Source organism: Streptomyces sp. NPDC046881 (assembly GCF_040645015.1).
GTDB lineage: Bacteria > Actinomycetota > Actinomycetes > Streptomycetales > Streptomycetaceae > Streptomyces.
Map to the genome: position 1 here is coordinate 26,832 of NZ_JBEYXJ010000029.1, position 20,275 is coordinate 47,106.

The following is a 20,275-nucleotide window of genomic DNA, read 5'->3' on the forward strand; positions in this document are numbered from 1 at the left end:
ACCGGCGGTCACCTGTGGTTTCCCGCTTCGTATACAACGCTTCCGAAAGCACAAAAGGACCCGGGGGCTACGCTGCCCGAGTCCTCTGCCCAGCAGAATAGCCCACATGAGCAACCGTTCGGCAGGTCATGGGGCACGTTCCACCGTTCGTCCGCATGACGAGACACGCGGACAGGGTCCTATCCGGACGTTTCTGCGCACGGCCGACGGAATCGCGATCGATTCCGTATACGATCCCGGGCCCGTTGTATACGAAGCGCGTTCCGACGCCTCCCGGCCGCCCTCCCGTGACCTGGTGTTCGTGATCGCCCACGGCTTCACCGGGGACGTGGACCGCCCGCACGTGCGCCGGGTGGCGGCCGTGCTGCGCGGCCGCGGAGCGGTCGTCACCTTCTCCTTCCGCGGTCACGGACGCTCCGGCGGCCGCTCCACGGTCGGCGACAAGGAGGTGCTGGACCTGGCCGCCGCCGTGGACTGGGCCCGCCGCCTCGGGCACCGGCGCCTGGTGACCGTCGGCTTCTCCATGGGCGGCTCGGTGGTCCTGCGGCACGCGGCCCTGTACGGCGGCACGGACGCCGTCGTCTCCGTCAGCGCACCCGCCCGCTGGTACTACCGGGGCACGGCCCCCATGCGCCGCCTGCACTGGCTGGTCACCCGGCCCGAGGGCCGCCTGGTCGGCCGCTACGGCCTGCGCACCCGTATCCACCACCGCGACTGGGACCCCGTCCCGCTCTCCCCGGTGCAGGCCGTCCCGCGGATCGCCCCGACGCCCCTGCTCATCGTGCACGGCGACCGCGACGGCTACTTTCCGCTCGACCATCCCCGGATGCTCGCCGAGGCGGCCGGCGACCACGCCGAACTCTGGGTCGAACGGGGCATGGGCCACGCCGAGAACGCGGCCGACGACGCCCTGATGGCCCGGATCGGGGACTGGGCGGTGTCGGCGGCGGGCTAGCCTGCCTCACACTGTCTTCTGAACGTTTTTCCGTTTGCCGTCGATTGAGGATTCAGATGCCCAAGGTCACGGTGCGCTACTGGGCCGCCGCCAAGGCCGCGGCCGGCGTCGCCGAGGAGCCGCACGAGGCGGACACACTGGCCGACGCGCTGGCCGCCGTGCGCGCGCTCCACCCCGGTGAGCTGACGCGCGTGCTCCAGCGATGCTCCTTCCTCGTCGACGGCGACCCCGTCGGGACCCGCGCGCATGAGACGGTACGGCTGGCCGAGGGCGGCACGGTCGAGGTGCTCCCGCCGTTCGCAGGAGGGTGAGCGATGACCGACCAGCCGTACCAGGGCGGCCCCTACGAGGGCTACGACCCCCACCAGCAGCAGTGGCCCGCACAGGACGCGCACCACGGCCGGCCCGGCCACGACCCGGAACTGACCCAGCAGTGGCAGGGCCAGACCTGGGAGACGCAGACGCACGCGCCGGTGCAGGCGGAGACGGCGTACCTGCCGGGGCAGCACCAGCAGCAGGGGGCTCCGCAGTACCAGGAGCAGTACCCGCAGCCGCACCAGCAGCAGTACGAGCAGCCGTACCAGCAGCCTCAGCAGTACGCGGACCCGTACGCGGGAACGTACGCCCCGGCTCCGGCGGCTGAACCGGCACCGGTCCCGGCGGCCGAACCGGCGGAGGGCGACCCCTCCTACGGCCCCGCCACCCTCGCCGGCAACGCGCGCGTCACCGACGCCCAGCGCGCCCGCCTGGAGGGCCGTTCCCCGATCATCGAGCCCGGCATGCAGCCGGCGCTGCTCACCGCCGTCCTGGGCCTGCTGCTGGCCGCGACGGCCCCCGTCGCCTCGTACGCCCTCGTCGTACCGCTCGTGCTGCTCCAGGCGGTGACGGCCGCGGGCTGGTTCCGGCTGAACGGCATGTGGCCCGCCCGGCAGGGCATCGCCCTGGCCTTCGCGGGCGCGCTGACGGCCGACGTGGCGGTCCTCGCGGCCGGCCGGGACCACGCCCTGGTCGCCATCCTCGGCCCGCTCGGCCTCTGGGTCCTGCTCTCCCTCGTCCTCCAGCTGCGCTCCCACGCCTCGCCGGACGAGCGGATGTACGGCCTGATGGCCACGGTCACCTCGGCGGCGCTCTCGGTCCTGGCCACGGGCTACCTGGCCGCCGACCCGCACGCGGTCTCCGTCGGCGCGGCAGCGGTGGCGGTCGCCGTCCTCGCCCGCGCCCTGCCCCTGCCCACCCCGGCCTCGGTCGTCGTCGCCCTGCTGGCGGCGGCGGGCGCGGGCATCGCGGCGGGCGACATGACGGACTTCGGCACGAAGGGCGCGCTGCTGGGCGCCGCCGCCGGGGCGTGCGCCCTGATCGGCCACCGCGTGGCGAGCTACGACTACCCGTCCCGCTTCGTCCACTTCACGGCGGGCGTGGCCCTGCCGCTGTCGGCGGCGGCACCGGTGGTGTGGGTCCTGGGGCGGGCGCTGGGCTAGGGCCTCTCTTCCGGATCTTGCCGGTGTCGCGGGGGCCAGGTGGTGCGGTCGCCCGGGGCCGGCCTGATCCGGAAGAAAGACCGTAGAACCCGGGTGTCCCGGTGCTGCGCCGGACGGGCTGCTGGGTCGCCCGTCCGGCGCAGTGCCGTCTCCCGCGGTCGGCACGCGCGGGCGCCGCGTCCCGGGCGAAGGCCGTCCGGGTCCGGCGCGGGCCGCGACTACGGCTCGACCACGGTCTCCTGGGCCGCCGCCGTCTCCCCGGCGAGGAGCCGCGCGTCGACCGGGACGTTCCGCTTCACCAGGGCCAGGGCCACCGGGCCCAGCTCGTGGTGCCGTACCGACGTCGTCACGAAGCCGATCCTGCGGCCCTCGGGGCCCTCGTCGGCGAGGCGGATCTCGGTGCCCGGCACCGGCAGGTGGACCTCGCTGCCGTCCAGGTGCAGGAAGACCAGCCGGCGCGGCGGCTTGCCCAGGTTCTGCACCCGGGCCACGGTCTCCTGACCCCGGTAGCAGCCCTTCTGGAGGTGGACGGCCGTGCCGATCCAGCCCAGCTCGTGCGGGATGGTGCGGTGGTCGGTCTCGAAGCCGAGCCGGGGCCGGTGCTGCTCGACCCGCAGCGCCTCGTAGGCGAGGAGCCCGGCGGCGGGCCCGTGCCCGGCGGCGAACTCCTCCAGCTGCTCACGCGGCAGGAACAGGTCGCGGCCGTACGCCGTCTCGCGTACGACGACCCCGTCCGGGACGTCGGCGATGGAGCCGGCGGGCAGGTGCACCACGGCGAAGTCACCGGTGCGGTCGGCGACCTCGACCCGGTAGAAGAACTTCATCGACTCCAGGTACGCCAGCAGCGCGTCCTGGGTGCCGGGTTCCACGTGTGCCCAGACGGTCGTGCCGTCGTCCACCAGGTACAGGGCGTGCTCGATGTGTCCGTGCGCGGAGAGGATCAGGGCCTCGGTGGCCTCGCCCGGGGGCAGTTCGCTGACGTGCTGGGTGAGCAGGAGGTGCAGCCAGCTCAGCCGGTCGTCCCCGGTGACGGTGAGGACACCGCGGTGGGACAGGTCGACGAATCCGGTGCCGTCGGCGAGGGCGCGCTGCTCGCGGAACAGGTCGCCGTAGTGGGCGGCGACGCCTTCGTCCACACCCTCGGCGGGGACGGCGCCGGGCAGGGACAGCAGGGGGCTCTTCATACCGCAAGCCTACGTCTTGGTAGTTGAACTCTTCAGGGAACAGTCCTGGCACCGGCCGAAGATCGCGAAATGCTTCATGTCGGTGTCGAACCCGAACTGCCGGCGCAGCTTGGCCGTGAACTCGGCGGCCACCTCGACGTCCGCCTCGATCACGTTCTCGCAGTCCCGGCACACCAGGTGCAGATGGTGGTGGCGGTCGGCGAGGTGGTAGGTCGGGGCACCGTGCCCGAGGTGGGCGTGGCTGACCAGGCCCAGCTCCTCCAGCAGCTCCAGCGTCCGGTAGACGGTGGAAATGTTGACCCCCGACGCCGTCTTCCTCACTTCCACGAGGATGTCGTCGGGGGTCGCGTGCTCAAGGGTGTCCACGGCTTCGAGGACAAGCTGCCGCTGCGGCGTCAGCCGGTAGCCGCGCTGCCTGAGGTCGCTCTTCCAGTCGGTGCTCACCACACCGGAAAGTCTAGAGCCACCGGGCGGCGGACCCATGGGGAGAACGGGCGGCGGGCCTACTTGAAGAAGGCGATGCCGTCGTCCGGGAGGTCGTCGGGGAGGGCCTTCGCCCAGCGCTCGACGTCCTCGGGGGTGACGACCTTCTTCAGCTGGGCCGACATGTAGGGGCGCAGCGCGACCTCGGGGGTCTGCTTCTCGCCGACCCACATCAGGTCGCTCTTCACGTAGCCGTACAGCCGCTTGCCGCCGCTGTAGGGCCGCGCGCCGGGGATGCGGGCGACCGCGTCCGTCACCAGGTCGATCTGCGGCTTCTTGTCGGCCATCTCGCCGTACCAGATCTCGATGACGCCGTCGTCGCGGGTCAGCGTCACCTCGACCTTGCGGTCGGCGTGGATCCGCCAGAAGCCGGCCTCCGACTCCAGCGGGCGGACCTTGTTGCCGTCCTGGTCGAGCACCCAGGTGCGGGAGTGGTACTCCAGGAAGTCCCGGCCGTCGTGGGTGAAGCTGACCTCCTGCCCGAAGTTGCACTTCTCCGAGCCAGGGAAGTCGTGCACGCCCGCGCCGGCCCAGTTGCCGAGCAGAAAGGCGAGCGGGACCAGGTCCTTGTGGAGGTCGGACGGGATCTCGATCATGAGCGACAGCTTTCCTGAGGGGTGGGTCAGCGCTGGCCCTGGTACAGCTTCTTCACGGTCAGGTACGCGAAGGCGAGCACGCCGACGCAGACCAGGACCAGCAGGGTTTCGAAGAAGATCTCCACGGGTGCTCCTTGAGCGAGGGTGAGCGAACGACAGAGCCGCAGCCCAGCTTACGCGGCCACGACCGGGCACTCCGTGCGAGGGGCGGCGGCTGTCCACGCGAGGGGCGCCGCCGCCGAGGACTAGGCTTCCCGCATGGCGAAGAAGCTCGTGATCAAGGTGACGGCCGGGGCGGACGCCCCTGAGCGGTGTTCGCAGGCGTTCACGGTGGCCGCGGTGGCCGTGGCCAGCGGGGTCGAGGTCTCGCTGTGGCTGACCGGGGAGTCGTCCTGGTTCGCGCTGCCGGGGCGGGCCGCGGAGTTCGAGCTGCCGCACGCCGCGCCGCTGCCCGACCTCCTGGAGTCCGTCCTCGCCGGCGGGCGCATCACGCTGTGCACGCAGTGCGCCGCACGCCGGGAGATCACCGAGAAGGACGTCGTCGAGGGCGTGCGGATCGCGGGCGCGCAGGTGTTCGTGCAGGAGTCCCTGGCGGACGACACCCAGGCCCTCGTCTACTGACCTACGGCCGGGGGCGTTTCTTGCCGTCCAGCTCGTCCCACCACTCGTCGGACTTCGGGTCGCCGGAGGGGTCGTCCCACCAGCGGTCCTCCGGGCCCCGGCGGTTGGCGATCATCGCGGCGACCGGCGGGATGACCATGGCCACGACGCACATGCCGACGGCCGCCGGCACGGACCACAGGCGCACGACCCCCCACGCCAGGACGAAGAGTCCGATGCAGGTCCCCATCATGGCGAAGTAGATGTGCCGGCGCCGGGCGTACATGAGTCCAGGGTAGGACCGGCGTGCCCTGTCACAACTGATCCACAAATCCGCACCCGCCGGCCCGGGCAGGGTTACCGTGGCGTATCCGTACCGGATTCCGAACACCGTCGCCGACCCGGGGGAACCAACCACATGCGCGCCCTGCGAATACTCCTGATCATCGTCGTGATCCTGGGCGGACTCTTCGTGATCGTGGACCGGGTCGCCGTGCACTTCGCCGAGGGCGAGGCCGCGGACAAGCTGAAGGCCCACGAGAACCTGGCCTCCACCCCGGACGTGAACATCAAGGGCTTCCCGTTCCTCACCCAGGTCGCGGGCGGTTCCCTGGACGACGTCGAGGTGAGCATCAAGGACTACCAGGCGGCCACCGGCAAGGCCGGCCAGACGATCCGGATCGACGATCTGAAGGCCGACATGAAGGGCGTCGAGTTCTCCGGCGACTACAGCTCCGCCACCGCGTCCACCGCGACCGGCACCGCGACGGTCTCCTACGCCGAGCTGCTGAAGACCGCCAAGGCCGAGCCGACCGAGGTGGCGCCCGGGGTCACCGCCCGGATCGTCGGCCTCTCCGACGGCGGCAACGGGAAGATCAAGGTCGCCGTGGAGGGGACCGTCTCGTCCCTCGGGCTCAAGCAGACCGTCTCCGTGCTCAGCTCGGTGAGCGTGGTGAACAACAAGGTCGAGGTGCACGCGGACTCGCTGCCCAAGCTGGGCGCCGCCGCGATCGCGGAGAACCGTATCCGTGAGATCACCGACTTCCAGCAGGCCATCGACCAGTTGCCCGGCGGCATCAAGCTGGACAAGGTGCAGGCCGCTAAGGACGGCGTGGACATCAGCGTGAAGGGTTCGGACGTCCGGCTGGCGGGGTAGGAGCACGGCCGGTGGACGACGATCGTCCGACTGGCGAGACGATCACGTCCGTAGCGTAGATGCGAAGACCCGAGCGAGCGCCCGGAGGCCGTCACCGGCCCCCTGGGCGCTCTTCTCGTTCCACCATTCGGACGATCGCATCTCGCCATGTGACACACCGGTGACATGCCCGCCCGGACGTCCCTACGATCGACCGCATGAAGCGACAGGCGGATCTCACGAAGCGGCGGGCAGTGGACCTGTGCCGCGTTGCCGCCATGCTCTGTCGCCCCTTCTGAGCGGAAGCCCCGGCTCCCGCGTCTCACCCCGCCCTGCTGTCAGGGCATCCGTGCGCCGCTCGAGCCCCGAGCGCGCGCCCCTCTCACTCGCACGCCCCGCCGCGACTGCCCCGGAGGAGAAAGAGCATGAGCCGCAGCGACGTCCTGGTCGACGCCGACTGGCTCCAGGAGCACCTGGACGACCCGACCATCGCCATCGTCGAGGTGGACGAGGACACGTCCGCCTACGAGAAGAACCACATCAAGAACGCGATCCGCATCGACTGGACCAAGGACCTCCAGGACCCGGTCCGCCGTGACTTCATCGACCAGGAGGGCTTCGAGAAGCTCCTGTCGGAGAAGGGCATCGCCAACGACCACACGGTCGTCCTCTACGGCGGCAACAACAACTGGTTCGCGTCCTACGCCTACTGGTACTTCAAGCTGTACGGCCACGAGAACGTCAAGCTGCTCGACGGCGGCCGCAAGAAGTGGGAGCTGGACGCCCGCGAGCTGGTCGCCGGCGACGAGGTCCCCGAGCGCGCCAGGACCGACTACAAGGCCAAGCCGCAGGACACCTCGATCCGCGCCTTCCGCGACGACGTGGTCAAGGCCATCGGCTCGCAGAACCTGGTCGACGTGCGCTCGCCCGACGAGTTCTCCGGCAAGCTGCTCGCCCCGGCCCACCTGCCGCAGGAGCAGTCGCAGCGTCCGGGCCACGTGCCGTCCGCGAAGAACATCCCGTGGTCGAAGAACGCCAACGACGACGGCACCTTCAAGTCGGACGAGGAGCTGAAGGCGCTCTACACCGACGAGAACGTCGACCTCGCCAAGGACACGATCGCCTACTGCCGCATCGGTGAGCGCTCGGCCCTGACCTGGTTCGTGCTGCACGAGCTGCTCGGCGTGGAGAACGTCAAGAACTACGACGGCTCCTGGACCGAGTACGGCTCCCTCGTCGGCGTGCCGATCGAGCTCGGCGCCGGCAAGTAAGACCTTCCCGACCTTTACCCCTCAAGGAGTTGCAACATGTGCGGAGCGAAGGCCGGTGGCCCCGACGCCTCGACGATCAAGCCCGGTGAGACCACGATCCAGGGCCAGGTGACCCGCGACGGCGAGCCGGTGACGGGCTACGTCCGTCTCCTCGACTCGACCGGCGAGTTCACCGCGGAGGTCCCCACCTCCGCGACCGGCCAGTTCCGCTTCTACGCGGCCGAGGGCACGTGGACGGTGCGCGCGCTGGTGCCCGGCGCGACGGCCGACCGCACGGTCGTCGCCCAGCAGGGCGGCCTGGCCGAGGTCGCCATCGCGGTCTGAGCGAGGCCCCTGCGCGGGCTCTGTGACGGCTGAGGGCCGCATCCCCTGGGTTGGACGCCAGTGGGGGTGCGGCCCTTCGGCTTGCCCGCGTCGGGGCGTCAGGCCGGCTGGCCGCCGTCGAAGGCGAACCGGGGCGGACGTCCAAACGAAAGGCCCTGGACCTCGATGAGCGCCCTAGACCTCGATGAGCACCGTGAACGGACCGTCGTTCGTCAGGGACACCCTCATCCGCGCGCCGAAGCGGCCCGTCGCCACCGTCGCGCCCAGGTCGCGCAGCCGGGCCACGACCTCGTCGACCAGGGGTTCGGCGACGTCACCGGGGGCCGCAGCGTTCCAGGTGGGGCGGCGGCCCTTGCGGGCGTCGCCGTAGAGGGTGAACTGGCTGATCACGAGGAGCGGGGCGGCGATGTCGCTGCACGACTTCTCGTCGTGCAGCATGCGGACCGTCCACAGCTTGCGGGCCAGCTGGGCCGCCTTCTCCTTGGTGTCCTCGTGGGTGACCCCGACCAGGACGCACAGGCCCTCGCCCTCGATCGCGCCCACCGTCTCGCCGTCCACCACGACGCTCGCGCCGTCCACTCTCTGCACCACCGCACGCATGCGGACCATCATGCCCGGTGCCTCGCACTCGCCCGCACGGGGTCCAATATGGATCTGTTACCGCCTATCTAGGGCCGTTCGGGGGCACTCGGTCACATTGCGGCTGGTTGGGGTGGCACGATGCTTGCACACGCCGGTCGAGGGGACGGTCAGAAGCAGATGAGCACACCGAGTACCAGCGGGCGGCTGGGGACGCAGGGGACGTACCGGCCGCCCGCGCAGCGCGCCGACGGCTCCGCGGACCCGGCGCCGCCCGCCGAGCCTCCCGAGCCCGAGCTGGCCCGGCTGAGCCTGCCCGAGCTGCGCGCGCTGCGCCGCGACGCCCAGCGGGACGAGGCGGACCTCAGCTATGTGCGGCGGCTGCTCCAGGGGCGGATCGACATCCTGCGCGCGGAGCTGGGCCGGCGCGGCCGGGCGTCGGTGCCGGCGCCGGCGGACGGCTCCGTGGTCGACCGGCTCCCGGAGATCCTGAAGGACGCCCCGGCCCGGCAGCGTTCCTCGGCCCGCCACGTCACGCTCGGCACCCCGCACAACGAGGAGTACCGGCGGCTGGCCGCCGAGATGCTCGGCGAGGTGGAGCTGTCCGACCTGACGGCCCGTACCGACCTGGAACTGAACGCCGCGATGGGGCGGTTGGTGCGCTACGAGCAGCAGGTATCGCGGTGCCGCCAGCGGTTGCAGCGGACGGCCGACGACTGCAGCGGGGAGATCGCCCGCCGGTACCGGGAGGGCGAGGCGCAGGTGGACGACCTGCTGATGTGACGGGGGCGTCCCGGGACACGTGAAAAGGCGCCGCCTCTTCGGAGGCGGCGCCCGGTCGTTCCCTTCCGCGTGCTGTTCATCCGTAGCGTGCTGTTCAGTTGTGGCTGTGCGATGTCGGTATTCAGATGTCGCTGTTCAGTTGTGGCTGTGCGCTCCGGTGGCCGCCCCCTGTCCGGGCTCCCGGCTCCCCTCCGGAAGGGAACCCGGTCGGCCAACCACTGGGAAGCTCGACCATGTCGGCCAAGTTGGCTGCCAACTTCACTGTACTTATCTCCGTTGGGATGCGGCTTATAACCAGCTGCCGCGGAACTGCCGTAAGTTGGCGGGAAGTTGTAGGGTTTGTTCGTGGACCCGGAGCACGCCTCCGCCAGTGGGCGGACGAAGCCCCAGCGGCACCGTTCGTCCCACCGCGAGATCGCCGACGCACTGCGCAGCCGGATCAGGTCCGGTGAGCTGCGGCCGGGCGAGCGCATGCCCACCCAGGCCAAGCTGGCCCGGGAGTTCGGTGTCGAACGCGGCGCGGTCCGGCAGGCCTTGCGCATCCTGCAGTCGGAGCATCTGCTCACCGACGTTTCCAAGGGCAGCCCCGCCACCGTGGCCGCCGTACCGGGGCCCGCGCGTCCCCCGGCGGGACCCGCGGCGCCGCCGCAGCCCACCATGGTGGGCCTCGCCCCGCGCATCGCCGCCGCCTTCGCCGCCCCGCACGTGCGCATCGACGCCCTCTGCCTGACCTCCGTCTCGCTCACCCTGGCGGTCGGCGAGCCGCTGCGGCAGATCCACGCGGGACGGCTGGAACCGGCCAAGATCGACGTCCGGCTGCTGCTGCCCAGCCGGGACATCGACCTCGCCTTCCCGACCCCGGTGGGCGCCGGCGACGGCGGTCTGCTGCACCGGCGCTGGCTCGCCCAGCGCAACGCGCAGGGCCTGGTGCTGCGCCAGAACCTGCTGGCGCTGCGCACCACGCACGGCGTCGACGTCCACGTCTCCTTCCGGGCGCTGCCCTTCACCCCGCCGGTGAAGCTGTACCTGCTCAACGGCTCCGAGGCGCTGTTCGCGTACTACACCCTGGGCCGCCGGGAGCGGGAGATCGGGCACGAGCACATGGAGCTGTACGACGCCGACGGCACCCGGTCGATGCTGTTCGCCTTCGACGGGCGGACCGGGCGGCGGGACGCGGCGTTCGTGGAGCAGTCGCGCCTGTGGTTCGACGCGCTGTGGGAGACGATCAGCTCGGACCTGGTGCTGACGCTATAGCGCGGGGCCGGCCAGGAGCACCGCCAGCAGGAGGGCCCCGGCGGAGCTGACGGCCGGGTTGCGCGCCTTGATGCCGACGGTCAGCAGGAGCAGCCCGACGATGCCGGCTGCTCCGAACCGCCACTCGACCAGTTGCTCGAAGCCGACGACGAGGAGGGCGGAGAGGAGCGCGAGGACAGGCATGGACGTTCCCCCTTTCGGTCTGCCAACTTGACCAAGTTGGCAGCCAACTCTGCTTAAGTTGTCCCCACTTGGCCAACATCCACAAACAACTTTTCAACAACTCCCCGTAGATGGATCAGGGTTGTAGCGTTTGGTCGTGACCCAGGAGAACGTGGCAGAGCCCGTGTCGGTGAACGGCAGCAGAAGGCTCACGCCCCAGCAGATCGCCGACACCCTGCGCCAGCGCATCCGCACCGGTGTCCTCCGCGTCGGTGACCGGCTGCCCACCCAGGCCGAACTGGCCGAGGAGTTCGGCGTGGAACGGGGCACCGTGCGCCAGGCCCTGCGGGCGTTGCAGGAGGACGGTCTGCTCAGCAACGTCAGCAAGGGCAGCCCGCCCCGGGTCGCCGAGCCGGTCCCCGCGCGCGAGGAGCCGCAGCCGACCATGGTGGCCCTCGCCCCCCGGCTGATCCAGGCCTTCTCCGTGCCGCACGTGCGCATCGACGCCGTCTGCCTGACCGCGCAGAGCCTGATCCCGGCCCTCGGCGAGCCGCTGCGTCTGATCCACGACGGCCGGCTGCGGCCCGAGCGGATCGACGTCCGCATCCTGCTGCCGTCCCGGGACATCAACCTCGCCTTCCCGGTCTCGGTCGACGCCGGCAGCGACGACGACACCGTCCACCAGCGCTGGCTGGCGATGCGCAACGCCCAGGGGCAGGTGCTCCAGTACAACCTCCAGGCGCTGCGCGGCACCCACGACATCGACGTCCACGTCACCTTCCGGGCCCTGCCGTTCACCCCGCCGGCCAAGCTGTACCTGCTCAACGGCGCGGAGGCGCTGTACGCGTACTACATGATCACGCGCCGCGCCGAGCCCACGGAGAGCGGAACGCTGGAGATGTACGACACCCTCGGCTCCGAATCCCTGCTCTTCTCCTTCGAGAAGCGGGCCGGGCAGCGGGACGCGGCGTTCGTGGAGCAGTCGCAGATGTGGTTCGACGCCCTCTGGGAAACCATCACGACGGACCTGACACTCTCCTAGTGACTTCTGATGCGACTTCTGCTGCGACTTCTGATGCGGGCGAGAACGAGAAGCTTCGGGAACTGATCACACCCGCCCGATTCGTGCTGTGGGATTTCGACGGACCGATCTGCCGGCTGTTCGCCCGGCACCGGGCCGAGCGGGTGGCCGCCGACCTGGTGGACTGGCTGGAGCGGCAGGGCCTGCGCGGGCTGCTCACCGACTCCGAACGGGAGACGCTCGACCCACAGGTCGTCCTGCGCGCCGTGGGCCGCCGGCGGCCGGGCAGCGACCTCGTCACCGGCCTGGAGGAACGGCTCACCCAGGAGGAGCTGCGGGCCGCCGCCTCCGCGCTGCCCACCGCCTACGCCGACCCCCTCATCCGCACCTGGGCCGCCGTCGGCGCCCGCCTGGCCGTCACCACCAACAACTCGCCCCGCGCCGCCCGCAGCTACCTCGAATCCCGCGGCACCGCAGACTGTTTCGCCCCTCACCTGTACGGCCGTACCGAGCAGCTGCACCACCTCAAGCCACACCCGCACTGCCTCAACCGGGCCCTGAGCGCCATGGGTGCCGCCCCCGCCGCCGCCCTGATGATCGGCGACTCCCTCGCGGACCTGACGGCCGCCCGTGAGGCCGGGGTGCCGTTCCTGGGCTACGCACGCGACGAGGGCAAGGAGAAACACCTGCGCGCGGCCGGCGCCGGACACGTCGTACGGTCCCTGGAACCGCTGTTGCGGCTGCTCCGGAGGAGGCCTTTGGTCGGCTAGCATTCCGCTCGTCCGAGTCATCGCTCGGAGGCACTCGTCTCTCTGTGACGCGTGCGCATCCCCGTGCGCAGGGAGCGGCGACGAGCCGTCCTCGGGCGCCCGCCCGGCACAGACGAGTGGCGGACCACCCGCGCGGCTGCTCGACTGGCCTTTCGACCCGTCCCTTTCGCGTGATCGACCCCGGAGCGGCCAGTGGGCGCACCGCCTGTTCCCCGTGCCGCCCGGACGGACGCCGTCGTCCGGGAGTTCGTGGCCCGTGCCGTCGCCGCGGGCCGGGCGATCGGGGGTTTCCACCACCGCAACCACGTCGTGCCGCTCACCGAACCGCTGGCCGGGCTGCTGGGCCGGGAGCCGGGCACCCTGGTGACCGTACGGGTGCCGCGCCCGGACGCGGTGCCGGTGGTGATCCGGACCTGGCCCAGCGAGCCGGAGATCCTGCGGGCGGTGCGCAGGGTGCTCCCGCAGGTGCCGGAGTGCCTGGCCGAGGGCCCGGGATACGCCGTCCACAGCTATGTGGACGGCGCCGTCCTGGCCGACGTCTGCGGTCCCGGCAAGCCGGTCGACGGGCCCCTGCTGAAGGACCTGGCGGAGCTGCTCGCCGCCATCGCCCAGGTGCGCGGCGGCGCCCTGCCGCCCCTGGCCGCCCACCGGCCCCGCAACCACACCGACTCCCAGGGCTTCCTGCGCACCCTGGCGCACCTGGCCGACCAGCAGATCCGGCGCCCCAACCGGCACCGCTACGGCGGCCTGTTCACCGCCCTCGGCGTGCCCGAGGACGCCCTGGCGCGGTTCGCCGACCGGGTCCCGGCGATGACCCGGCGGCCGTACGGGCTGCTCCACGGCGACCTGCACCGCGGCAACCTGGTCCTGCCCGCCGCCGGCAGCGCGCCGCTGCACTGCGTGGACTGGGAACTGGCCGGGTACGGCGACCCGTTGCACGACCTCGCCGTCCACCTGGTGCGCATGCGCTACCCCGAGCACCAGCGGCGCGAGGTCGTCGACGCCTGGGCCGGTGCCGTCCAGCGGCTACGGCCCGCCGCCACCGCCGGCCTGCACCGGGACCTGCGGCACTACCTCGCCTTCGAACACGCCCGGTCCCTGTACGCCGACGTGGTCCGGGCCGCGCGCTCGCTGGAGGAGTCCTTCGGCCGGGAGCGCCTGGAGCGGGCCACGGCCACCGTCCGCGACGCCCTGCGCGCCGCCGCCGGGCCGCTGCGGCTGGGCCGGGTGCCCGGGCCGGACGAGATCGAGCGGATCCTGTTCCGGCGCGGAGCGTCGGGCAGCCCGCGCCGGCGGATCATCGGCTTCCGACCGGACCGGCGCGTCCCCGAGCACCCCGACTTCCCCCGCTCCGCCGTCGCCGACGCGCTGTTCCTGGAGGGCGCCGCCCCGGCCGGCCGGGTGTTCAAGGGCGCCGCCCACCTGAACACGGTCCTCCGGGTGCCCGGCACCCCGTTCCCCGTCGTCGTCCGCCGCGAGGCGACCGTCGTCCTGCGGCGCGAGACCGGCTTCCTGAGCGAGCACGCCGTCCTGCGGGCGATCGAGCGGTCGGGGGTGCCGGTGGCCGCGCCCCGGGTGCTGGCGCTGGGGGAGAGCCACGCGACCGACCCCGGCCTGCGCTACCGCGGGGACCGCTTCGCCGTCCACACCTACGAGGGCGCCGCCGACCTCGGCCGCCGCCCCGAGCACCCGGTCGACGGGCTCCGGCCGCACGAGGCCGACTGCCTGGTCGACCAGCTGGCCGCGCTGACCCTGGTCGACCACGCCCCGCTCGACCCGCTCGGCGGCCCGCCCGGCTTCTACGACTGGCTGAGCGACCAGCTGGTGGCGCTGGTCGCCGGCCTGCCCAAGCAGTCCCAGCAGCTGGCCCGCTTCCTCGGGCTGCCGGACGCGCCCCGGCTGCGCGAGATCCTCGCCCGGCACCGGCTCACCCCCCGCGACCCCGCCCTGCTGCACGGCGACCTCAACCCGTGGAACCTGGTGCGCCGCGACGACGGCCCGCCGCTCACCCTGATCGACTGGGAGATGGCACTGGTCGGCGACCCGCTGTACGACCTGGTCCGGCACATGCACCTCACCCCGACCCGCCCGGAGATCCGGGACCGCATGTTCCGCCGCTGGGAGGCCCGGCTGGCGCCGCGCTTCACGCAGGGCTGGCAGCGGGACTGGCGGGTGTACCGCTGGACCGAGCTGGTCCGCTCGGCCTACGTCGACCTCGACCGCCTGGTCACCGGGGCCGCCCTGGACGCGCCCAACGTGCGGCGCGCGGTGGAGTCGTACGCCATGACGCTGGCCGCGGCCACCGCCTCGCTGGGCCTGTCCGGCCGGCGGTACGGCGGCCCGCGGCCGGGCCGTGCCCCGGCCTGGCCGCCCGCGCCGGGCAGCCGCTCCGGCACGGGGGACGGCGGGGCTGCGTAGGCTCGCCCCATGGGTGAGATGGGTCTGCGCGAGCGCAAGAAGCAGCGGATGTACCAGGACGTGTCGGACATCGCCGTACGGCTGTTCCTGGAGCGGGGCTTCGACGCGGTGTCCGTGGCGGAGGTCGCCGCCGCGGCCGGGATCTCCAAGCCGACCCTCTTCCGGTACTTCCCGGCCAAGGAGGACCTGGTCCTGCACCGGATCGCGGACCACGAGACGGAGGCCGCGCGGGTGGCGGCCGGGGCGGCCGACCCGGTGGACGCCCTGCGCCGCGGTTTCCTCGCCGGCCTGGACCGGCGCGACCCGGTCACCGGCCTGAACGACCACCCCGACGTGCTCGCCTTCCACCGGCTGCTCTACGGCACCCCCGCCCTGGTCGCGCGGGCCTACGCCCATGTCGAGCGGTCGGAGGAGGCCCTCGCCGAGGCGCTCGGCGGCGGTCTCGAGGCGCGGCTGGCCGCCGGGCAGATCATCGCCGTCCAGCGCATCCTCGCCCAGGAGAACTGGCGGCGGATCGCGGCGGGCGAGTCCGTGGAGGCCGTGGCGCCGGACGCGGTACGGGCGGCCGAGCGGGCGTTCCGGCGGCTGGCGGAGGGGCTGCCCGAGCTCCGGCGAGGTTCATGAGACTCGGTTAAAAACTTAACTCGGTTACACATTTGCCGTACCCTGGCGGCATGACGTCACTCGATTCCGCCCTCAAGGACACCCTGCACACCGAGCGCGCCTACCACGACACCTGCCGTACGGCCCTCGCCGCCATGGTCGAGGGCGCCGCCGAACAGGTCGTCGTCGGCGAAGACGTCTCCGCCTCCGGAGCCGACGCCGAAGTCCTCGGCCGCCGGCTGCGCAGCCAGGCCAAGGCCCTGCGCGAACTCCCGCCCGGCCCGCTGTTCTTCGGGCGGCTCGACTTCGCCGACGGCGACCCCGGGCACGGCGGGCAGAGCTATCACGTCGGCCGCGTGCGGATCACCGAGGACCCGGCCGCCCCGCCGCTCGTCGTCGACTGGCGGGCCCCCGTCTCCCGCGCCTTCTACCAGGCGAGCGCCCGCGAATCCCAGGGCGTGGCGGTCCGGCGCCGGTTCGGCTGGGCGCCCGGCAGCCGGGGCGAGTCCACCGACCTCACCGGCCTGGAAGACGAGCACCTGGCCCGGGGCGAGTCCCGGACCAGCGACATCGTGGCCCGCGAGATCGAGCGGCCCCGCGTCGGGCCCATGCGGGACATCGCCGCCACCATCCAGCCCGAGCAGGACGACCTCGTACGGGCCGCCCTCACCGACTCCGTGTGCGTACAGGGCGCTCCCGGCACCGGCAAGACCGCCGTCGGACTGCACCGGGCCGCCTACCTGCTCTACACCCACCCCAAGCGGCTCCAGCGCTCCGGCCTGCTGATCCTCGGCCCGAACCGCACCTTCCTCTCCTACATCGCCGAGGTGCTGCCCTCCCTCGGCGAGACCGGCGTCCGCCAGTCCACGCTGCTGGACGAGATCGCCCGCCACCCGGCCACCGGCACCGACCCGGTGCGGACCGCGGTGGTCAAGCACGACCCGCGCATGGCCGAGGTGCTGCGCCGGGCGCTGTACGCGCGCGTGGCCGCCGACGGCGTGACCGACCTCGCCGTGCCCGACGGCTCCTACCGCTGGCGGGTGCCCGCCGACGAACTCGCCGAGATCGTCGCGGAGGTGCGCGCCGAGGAACCGCCGTACGCGGTCGGACGGGAGCGGGTGCGCACCCGGGTGGTACGGCGGCTGCGGGACCTCGCCGAGCGGCGCTCCGGGGTGCTGCCCGCCTCCTGGGTGCGCCGCATCGAGCGCTGCCGGCCGCTGACCGAGCAGCTCGACGCGGTGTGGCCGAAGGTCCGGCCCGAGGAGGTCCTCGCCGAACTCCTCACCGACGCCGGCGCGTTGGCCCGGTCCGCCGACGGCCTGCTGGACCCCGACGAGCAGGCGGCGCTGCTGTGGCCGCGCCCGCCGCGCTCGTACAAGTCGGCCCGCTGGTCGTCCGCCGACCTCGTCCTGCTGGACGAACTCGCCGGGCTCGTCGAACACCCCGAGGGCTACGGCCACCTCGTCGTGGACGAGGCGCAGGACCTGTCGCCGATGGAGTGCCGGGCCATCGCCCGCCGGGCCGTGTTCGGCTCGCTGACCGTCCTCGGCGACCTCGCCCAGGGCACCACCCCGTGGGCCGCTCGCGACTGGTCCGTGCAGCTGCGCCACCTCGGCCGGCCGGACGCGGCCGTGGTACCGCTGACCAGCGGGTTCCGGGTGCCGGCGGCCGTCCTGGAGCTCGCCAACCGGCTGCTCGCCCGCCTCGATGTCGCGGTACCCGCCGCCACCTCCCTGCGCACCGACGGCGAGCTGACCCTCCGGCCCACCGACGATCTGCTCGGCACCACCGTGACCGCCGTCCGCGACGCCCTCGCCCGGGAGGGCTCCGTCGGCGTCGTCACGGCCGACGCGGACACCGACCGGGTCCGGGCGGCGCTCACCGCCGCCGGCCTCGGCCCGGCCGGCCCCGACGCGCTCGGCGCCCGGCTGACCCTCGTCCCCGCGAGCGTGGTCAAGGGCCTGGAGTACGACCACGTCGTCGCCGTGGAACCGGCCGCCGTGGCCGAGGCGGAGCCGCGCGGCGCGCACCGCCTGTACGTGGTGCTGACCCGCGCGGTCTCCCGCCTGGACGTGGTGCACGAACGACCGCTGCCGTTCTGACGGACCCGAGGGGAGGCGCCCCCGAAGGGGCGCGGGGAACGGCGGCTCAGCCCCCGACGTACTCCGCGAGGTGTTCACCGGTGATCGTCGACCGCCCCGCGACCAGCTCGGCCGGCGTGCCCTCGAAGACCACGCGGCCACCGTCGTGGCCGGCGCCGGGGCCGAGGTCGATGATCCAGTCGGCGTGCGCCATGACGGCCTGGTGGTGCTCGATGACGATCACCGACTTGCCGGCGTCGACCAGCCGGTCGAGCAGACCCAGCAACTGCTCGACGTCGGCGAGGTGGAGGCCGGTGGTCGGCTCGTCCAGGACGTAGACCCCGCCCTTGTCGGCCATGTGCGTGGCCAGCTTCAGCCGCTGGCGCTCGCCGCCGGACAGCGTGGTGAGCGGCTGGCCCAGGGTGAGGTAGCCGAGCCCCACGTCGGCCATGTTCCGCAGGATCCGGTGGGCGGCCGGCGTACGGGCCTCCCCGTCGCCGAAGAACTCCTCGGCCTCCGTCACCGGCATCGCCAGCACCTCGCTGATGTCCCGGCCGCCGAGCCGGTATTCCAGCACCGAGGAGTCGAACCGCCTGCCCTCGCAGTCCTCGCAGGTGGTGGCGACCCCGGCCATCATCGCCAGGTCGGTGTAGATGACCCCGGCGCCGTTGCAGGTGGGGCAGGCGCCCTCGGAGTTGGCGCTGAACAGCGCCGGCTTCACGCCGTTGGCCTTGGCGAACGCCTTGCGGATCGGGTCGAGCAGCCCGGTGTACGTCGCCGGGTTGCTGCGCCGCGAGCCGCGGATCGGCGCCTGGTCGACCGAGACCACCCCCTCGCCGGCCGGGATCGACCCGTGCACCAGCGAGCTCTTGCCGGAGCCGGCGACCCCGGTGACGACCACCAGCACGCCGAGCGGGATGTCGACGTCGACGCCCTGGAGGTTGTGCGCCCGCGCATCGCGGATCTTCAGCGCGCCGGTGGGCTTGCGGACCGTCTCCTTCAGCACCGCCCGGTCGTCCAGGTGCCGCCCGGTGAGCGTGCCGCCGGCCCGCAGCCCCTCGACGGTGCCCTCGAAGCAGACCGTGCCGCCCGCCGTACCGGCGCCCGGGCCGAGGTCCACCACGTGGTCGGCGATCGCGATGACCTCCGGCTTGTGCTCCACGACGAGCACGGTGTTGCCCTTGTCCCGCAGCCGCAGCAGCAGGCCGTTCATCCGCTGGATGTCGTGCGGGTGCAGGCCCGCGGTCGGCTCGTCGAAGACGTACGTGACGTCGGTGAGCGAGGAACCGAGGTGGCGGATCATCTTGACGCGCTGCGCCTCACCGCCCGACAGCGTGCCCGCGGGCCGGTCGAGCGAGAGGTAGCCGAGGCCGATCTCCACGAACGAGTCGAGGCTCTGCTGCAGCGAGGTCAGCAGCGGCGCCACCGACGGCTCGTCGAGGGCGCGCACCCAGTCGGCCAGGTCCCTGATCTCCATCCGGCAGGCGTCCGCGATGGAGATGTCCCCGATCCTGGCGGTGCGGGCGTGCTCGGCGAGCCGGGTGCCGTCGCAGTCGGGGCAGGTGGCGAAGGTGACCGCACGCTCCACGAACGCCCGGATGTGCGGCTGCATCGCCTCCTTGTCCTTGGACAGCATCGACTTCTGGATGCGCGGGATCAGACCCTCGTAGGTCATGTTGATGCCCGCGATCTTCATCCGGGTCGGCTCGCGGTGCAGGAGGTCGTGCAGCTCCTTCTCCGTGAACGAGCGGATCGGCTTGTCCGGGTCGAAGAAGCCGGACTCCGCGTACAGCCGGGAGTTCCAGCCGCCGCCGGTGTAGCCGGGGATGGTGAAGGCGCCCTCGTTGATCGACTTGCTGTCGTCGTAGAGCTGGGTCAGGTCGAGGTCGGAGACCGAGCCGCGGCCCTCGCAGCGCGGGCACATGCCGCCGACCTTGTTGAAGGTGACCTTCTCCGCCTTCTTGGCGCCGCGCTCCACCTTGATCGCGCCGGACGCCGAGACCGAGGGCACGTTGAAGGCGAACGCCCCGGGCGGGCCGACGTAGGGCCTGGCGAGGCGGCTGAACAGGATCCGCAGCATCGCGTTGGCGTCGGTGGCGGTGCCGACCGTGGAGCGCGGGTCGGCGCCCATCCGCTGCTGGTCGACGCTGATCACGGTGGTCAGACCGTCGAGGACGTCGACCTCGGGCCGCGACAGGCTGGGCATGAAGCCCTGGACGAACGCGCTGTACGTCTCGTTGATCAGCCGCTGCGACTCGGCGGCGATCGTGTCGAACACCAGCGAGCTCTTGCCCGAGCCGGAGACCCCGGTGAACACCGTCAGCCGGCGCTTGGGGATCTCGACGCTGACGTCCTTGAGGTTGTTCTCGCGTGCCCCGTGCACACGGATCAGGTCGTGACGGTCGGCGGCGTGCTGTGTCATGTCGTCGTCCATGCCGGTCACCGTAGCGGCGTCGACGGCGTGGGCGCTTCTCCATTCCTGACGCTTCCCGCATGCTGTCCGGGACGCCTCCCCGGCCGCTTCGCCGGCCGCCGACACACTCTTGCAAGCGAGGTGCTTGCAATTGTTAGCAGGGGT

22 protein-coding genes are annotated in these 20,275 nt (G+C 72.3%); 15 read left to right on the plus strand and 7 right to left on the minus strand.

Annotated features, from left to right (window positions below; all coding sequences use genetic code 11):
- The first annotated feature begins 106 nt into the window (after positions 1 to 106).
- Genes ABZ923_RS16620 through ABZ923_RS16630 form a run of 3 tightly spaced genes read left to right on the plus strand, consistent with a single transcriptional unit; the run spans position 107 to position 2,433 of the window.
- A complete protein-coding gene (locus ABZ923_RS16620) occupies positions 107 to 955 on the plus strand; it encodes an alpha/beta fold hydrolase (RefSeq protein ID WP_361471563.1) in 849 nt (282 codons plus the stop codon).
- Positions 956 to 1,011: 56 nt separating this feature from the next.
- Complete coding sequence (locus tag ABZ923_RS16625; RefSeq protein WP_358640272.1) at positions 1,012 to 1,266, plus strand: MoaD/ThiS family protein; 255 nt, start codon at positions 1,012 to 1,014, stop codon at positions 1,264 to 1,266.
- A 3-nt stretch (positions 1,267 to 1,269) separates the two neighbouring features.
- Entirely contained in the window at positions 1,270 to 2,433 is a 1,164-nt protein-coding gene (locus ABZ923_RS16630; protein WP_361471566.1) for a hypothetical protein, read from the plus strand.
- Between the two features lie 218 nt (positions 2,434 to 2,651).
- Here the strand turns inward: ABZ923_RS16630 and ABZ923_RS16635 are convergent, their stop codons facing one another.
- The 3 genes from ABZ923_RS16635 to ABZ923_RS16645 are packed head-to-tail and all read right to left on the minus strand — an operon-like array spanning position 2,652 to position 4,696.
- Positions 2,652 to 3,617 (minus strand): folate-binding protein, encoded by a 966-nt coding sequence (locus ABZ923_RS16635; protein ID WP_361471568.1) that lies wholly within the window; start codon positions 3,615 to 3,617, stop codon positions 2,652 to 2,654.
- 9 nt (positions 3,618 to 3,626) lie between these two features.
- The gene (locus ABZ923_RS16640; protein ID WP_361471570.1) at positions 3,627 to 4,064 is read right to left on the minus strand and encodes a transcriptional repressor; all 438 of its coding nucleotides are present in this window, start codon (positions 4,062 to 4,064) and stop codon (positions 3,627 to 3,629) included.
- Positions 4,065 to 4,120: 56 nt separating this feature from the next.
- Positions 4,121 to 4,696: an FABP family protein gene (locus tag ABZ923_RS16645; RefSeq protein WP_361471572.1), complete on the minus strand. Its 576-nt coding sequence runs from the start codon at positions 4,694 to 4,696 to the stop codon at positions 4,121 to 4,123.
- A gap of 258 nt (positions 4,697 to 4,954) precedes the next feature.
- Here ABZ923_RS16645 and ABZ923_RS16650 point away from each other — a divergent pair, with 258 nt between their 5' ends.
- On the plus strand, positions 4,955 to 5,317 hold the full coding sequence (locus ABZ923_RS16650; protein WP_361471574.1) for a DsrE family protein: 363 nt from the start codon (positions 4,955 to 4,957) through the stop codon (positions 5,315 to 5,317).
- Between the two features lies 1 nt (position 5,318).
- On the opposite strand, the gene ABZ923_RS16655 is transcribed toward ABZ923_RS16650, so the two are convergent.
- Positions 5,319 to 5,582, minus strand: a complete 264-nt coding sequence (locus tag ABZ923_RS16655; RefSeq protein ID WP_361471575.1) for a DUF3099 domain-containing protein — start codon at positions 5,580 to 5,582, stop codon at positions 5,319 to 5,321.
- A 132-nt stretch (positions 5,583 to 5,714) separates the two neighbouring features.
- On the opposite strand from ABZ923_RS16655, the gene ABZ923_RS16660 reads away from it, so the two are divergent.
- The 4 genes from ABZ923_RS16660 to ABZ923_RS16675 all read left to right on the plus strand — a co-directional run bounded on the left by ABZ923_RS16660 (position 5,715) and on the right by ABZ923_RS16675 (position 8,026).
- Positions 5,715 to 6,452, plus strand: coding sequence for a DUF2993 domain-containing protein (locus tag ABZ923_RS16660; RefSeq protein ID WP_361471576.1), 738 nt, complete (start codon positions 5,715 to 5,717; stop codon positions 6,450 to 6,452).
- Between the two features lie 197 nt (positions 6,453 to 6,649).
- Positions 6,650 to 6,730 (plus strand): Ms5788A family Cys-rich leader peptide, encoded by an 81-nt coding sequence (locus tag ABZ923_RS16665; protein ID WP_350751515.1) that lies wholly within the window; start codon positions 6,650 to 6,652, stop codon positions 6,728 to 6,730.
- A 126-nt stretch (positions 6,731 to 6,856) separates the two neighbouring features.
- Entirely contained in the window at positions 6,857 to 7,702 is an 846-nt protein-coding gene (locus ABZ923_RS16670) for a sulfurtransferase (protein WP_361471578.1), read from the plus strand.
- 36 nt (positions 7,703 to 7,738) lie between these two features.
- Entirely contained in the window at positions 7,739 to 8,026 is a 288-nt protein-coding gene (locus ABZ923_RS16675) for a DUF1416 domain-containing protein (RefSeq protein WP_010351646.1), read from the plus strand.
- Positions 8,027 to 8,200: 174 nt separating this feature from the next.
- Here the strand turns inward: ABZ923_RS16675 and dtd are convergent, their stop codons facing one another.
- A complete protein-coding gene (gene dtd / locus ABZ923_RS16680) occupies positions 8,201 to 8,626 on the minus strand; it encodes a D-aminoacyl-tRNA deacylase (protein WP_361471580.1) in 426 nt (141 codons plus the stop codon).
- 159 nt (positions 8,627 to 8,785) lie between these two features.
- On the opposite strand from dtd, the gene ABZ923_RS16685 reads away from it, so the two are divergent.
- Positions 8,786 to 9,388 (plus strand): aerial mycelium formation protein, encoded by a 603-nt coding sequence (locus tag ABZ923_RS16685; RefSeq protein ID WP_361471582.1) that lies wholly within the window; start codon positions 8,786 to 8,788, stop codon positions 9,386 to 9,388.
- A gap of 339 nt (positions 9,389 to 9,727) precedes the next feature.
- On the plus strand, positions 9,728 to 10,642 hold the full coding sequence (locus ABZ923_RS16690) for a winged helix-turn-helix domain-containing protein (protein WP_361471584.1): 915 nt from the start codon (positions 9,728 to 9,730) through the stop codon (positions 10,640 to 10,642).
- On the opposite strand, the gene ABZ923_RS16695 is transcribed toward ABZ923_RS16690, so the two are convergent.
- Positions 10,637 to 10,825: a hypothetical protein gene (locus tag ABZ923_RS16695; RefSeq protein ID WP_361471585.1), complete on the minus strand. Its 189-nt coding sequence runs from the start codon at positions 10,823 to 10,825 to the stop codon at positions 10,637 to 10,639. The genes ABZ923_RS16690 and ABZ923_RS16695 overlap by 6 nt on opposite strands.
- Before the next feature lie 130 nt (positions 10,826 to 10,955).
- Here ABZ923_RS16695 and ABZ923_RS16700 point away from each other — a divergent pair, with 130 nt between their 5' ends.
- From ABZ923_RS16700 to ABZ923_RS16720, 5 genes are all read left to right on the plus strand, one after another.
- Positions 10,956 to 11,846 (plus strand): winged helix-turn-helix domain-containing protein, encoded by an 891-nt coding sequence (locus ABZ923_RS16700; RefSeq protein WP_361471588.1) that lies wholly within the window; start codon positions 10,956 to 10,958, stop codon positions 11,844 to 11,846.
- On the plus strand, positions 11,846 to 12,595 hold the full coding sequence (locus ABZ923_RS16705; RefSeq protein WP_361471591.1) for an HAD-IA family hydrolase: 750 nt from the start codon (positions 11,846 to 11,848) through the stop codon (positions 12,593 to 12,595). The genes ABZ923_RS16700 and ABZ923_RS16705 overlap by 1 nt, the downstream gene beginning before the upstream one ends.
- Positions 12,596 to 12,787: 192 nt before the next feature.
- Entirely contained in the window at positions 12,788 to 15,013 is a 2,226-nt protein-coding gene (locus tag ABZ923_RS16710) for an aminoglycoside phosphotransferase family protein (RefSeq protein ID WP_361471594.1), read from the plus strand.
- 9 nt (positions 15,014 to 15,022) lie between these two features.
- Complete coding sequence (locus ABZ923_RS16715) at positions 15,023 to 15,637, plus strand: TetR family transcriptional regulator (RefSeq protein ID WP_361471597.1); 615 nt, start codon at positions 15,023 to 15,025, stop codon at positions 15,635 to 15,637.
- A 50-nt stretch (positions 15,638 to 15,687) separates the two neighbouring features.
- On the plus strand, positions 15,688 to 17,718 hold the full coding sequence (locus ABZ923_RS16720) for an AAA family ATPase (RefSeq protein ID WP_361471600.1): 2,031 nt from the start codon (positions 15,688 to 15,690) through the stop codon (positions 17,716 to 17,718).
- 46 nt (positions 17,719 to 17,764) lie between these two features.
- Here the strand turns inward: ABZ923_RS16720 and ABZ923_RS16725 are convergent, their stop codons facing one another.
- Entirely contained in the window at positions 17,765 to 20,131 is a 2,367-nt protein-coding gene (locus tag ABZ923_RS16725) for an excinuclease ABC subunit UvrA (protein WP_361471603.1), read from the minus strand.
- Between the last annotated feature and the right edge of the window lie 144 nt (positions 20,132 to 20,275).

What these genes read in the sequence shown, in the direction of transcription:
- ABZ923_RS16620 (WP_361471563.1), top strand. Translation starts at nt 107, where the DNA reads ATGAGCAACCGTTCGGCAGGTCATGGGGCACGTTCCACCGTTCGTCCG.
- ABZ923_RS16625 (WP_358640272.1), top strand. Translation starts at nt 1,012, where the DNA reads ATGCCCAAGGTCACGGTGCGCTACTGGGCCGCCGCCAAGGCCGCGGCC.
- ABZ923_RS16630 (WP_361471566.1), top strand. Translation starts at nt 1,270, where the DNA reads ATGACCGACCAGCCGTACCAGGGCGGCCCCTACGAGGGCTACGACCCC.
- ABZ923_RS16635 (WP_361471568.1), bottom strand. Translation starts at nt 3,617, where the DNA reads ATGAAGAGCCCCCTGCTGTCCCTGCCCGGCGCCGTCCCCGCCGAGGGT.
- ABZ923_RS16645 (WP_361471572.1), bottom strand. Translation starts at nt 4,696, where the DNA reads ATGATCGAGATCCCGTCCGACCTCCACAAGGACCTGGTCCCGCTCGCC.
- ABZ923_RS16650 (WP_361471574.1), top strand. Translation starts at nt 4,955, where the DNA reads ATGGCGAAGAAGCTCGTGATCAAGGTGACGGCCGGGGCGGACGCCCCT.
- ABZ923_RS16655 (WP_361471575.1), bottom strand. Translation starts at nt 5,582, where the DNA reads ATGTACGCCCGGCGCCGGCACATCTACTTCGCCATGATGGGGACCTGC.
- ABZ923_RS16660 (WP_361471576.1), top strand. Translation starts at nt 5,715, where the DNA reads ATGCGCGCCCTGCGAATACTCCTGATCATCGTCGTGATCCTGGGCGGA.
- ABZ923_RS16665 (WP_350751515.1), top strand. Translation starts at nt 6,650, where the DNA reads ATGAAGCGACAGGCGGATCTCACGAAGCGGCGGGCAGTGGACCTGTGC.
- ABZ923_RS16670 (WP_361471578.1), top strand. Translation starts at nt 6,857, where the DNA reads ATGAGCCGCAGCGACGTCCTGGTCGACGCCGACTGGCTCCAGGAGCAC.
- ABZ923_RS16675 (WP_010351646.1), top strand. Translation starts at nt 7,739, where the DNA reads ATGTGCGGAGCGAAGGCCGGTGGCCCCGACGCCTCGACGATCAAGCCC.
- dtd (WP_361471580.1), bottom strand. Translation starts at nt 8,626, where the DNA reads ATGCGTGCGGTGGTGCAGAGAGTGGACGGCGCGAGCGTCGTGGTGGAC.
- ABZ923_RS16685 (WP_361471582.1), top strand. Translation starts at nt 8,786, where the DNA reads ATGAGCACACCGAGTACCAGCGGGCGGCTGGGGACGCAGGGGACGTAC.
- ABZ923_RS16695 (WP_361471585.1), bottom strand. Translation starts at nt 10,825, where the DNA reads ATGCCTGTCCTCGCGCTCCTCTCCGCCCTCCTCGTCGTCGGCTTCGAG.
- ABZ923_RS16715 (WP_361471597.1), top strand. Translation starts at nt 15,023, where the DNA reads ATGGGTGAGATGGGTCTGCGCGAGCGCAAGAAGCAGCGGATGTACCAG.
- ABZ923_RS16720 (WP_361471600.1), top strand. Translation starts at nt 15,688, where the DNA reads ATGACGTCACTCGATTCCGCCCTCAAGGACACCCTGCACACCGAGCGC.
- ABZ923_RS16725 (WP_361471603.1), bottom strand. Translation starts at nt 20,131, where the DNA reads ATGGACGACGACATGACACAGCACGCCGCCGACCGTCACGACCTGATC.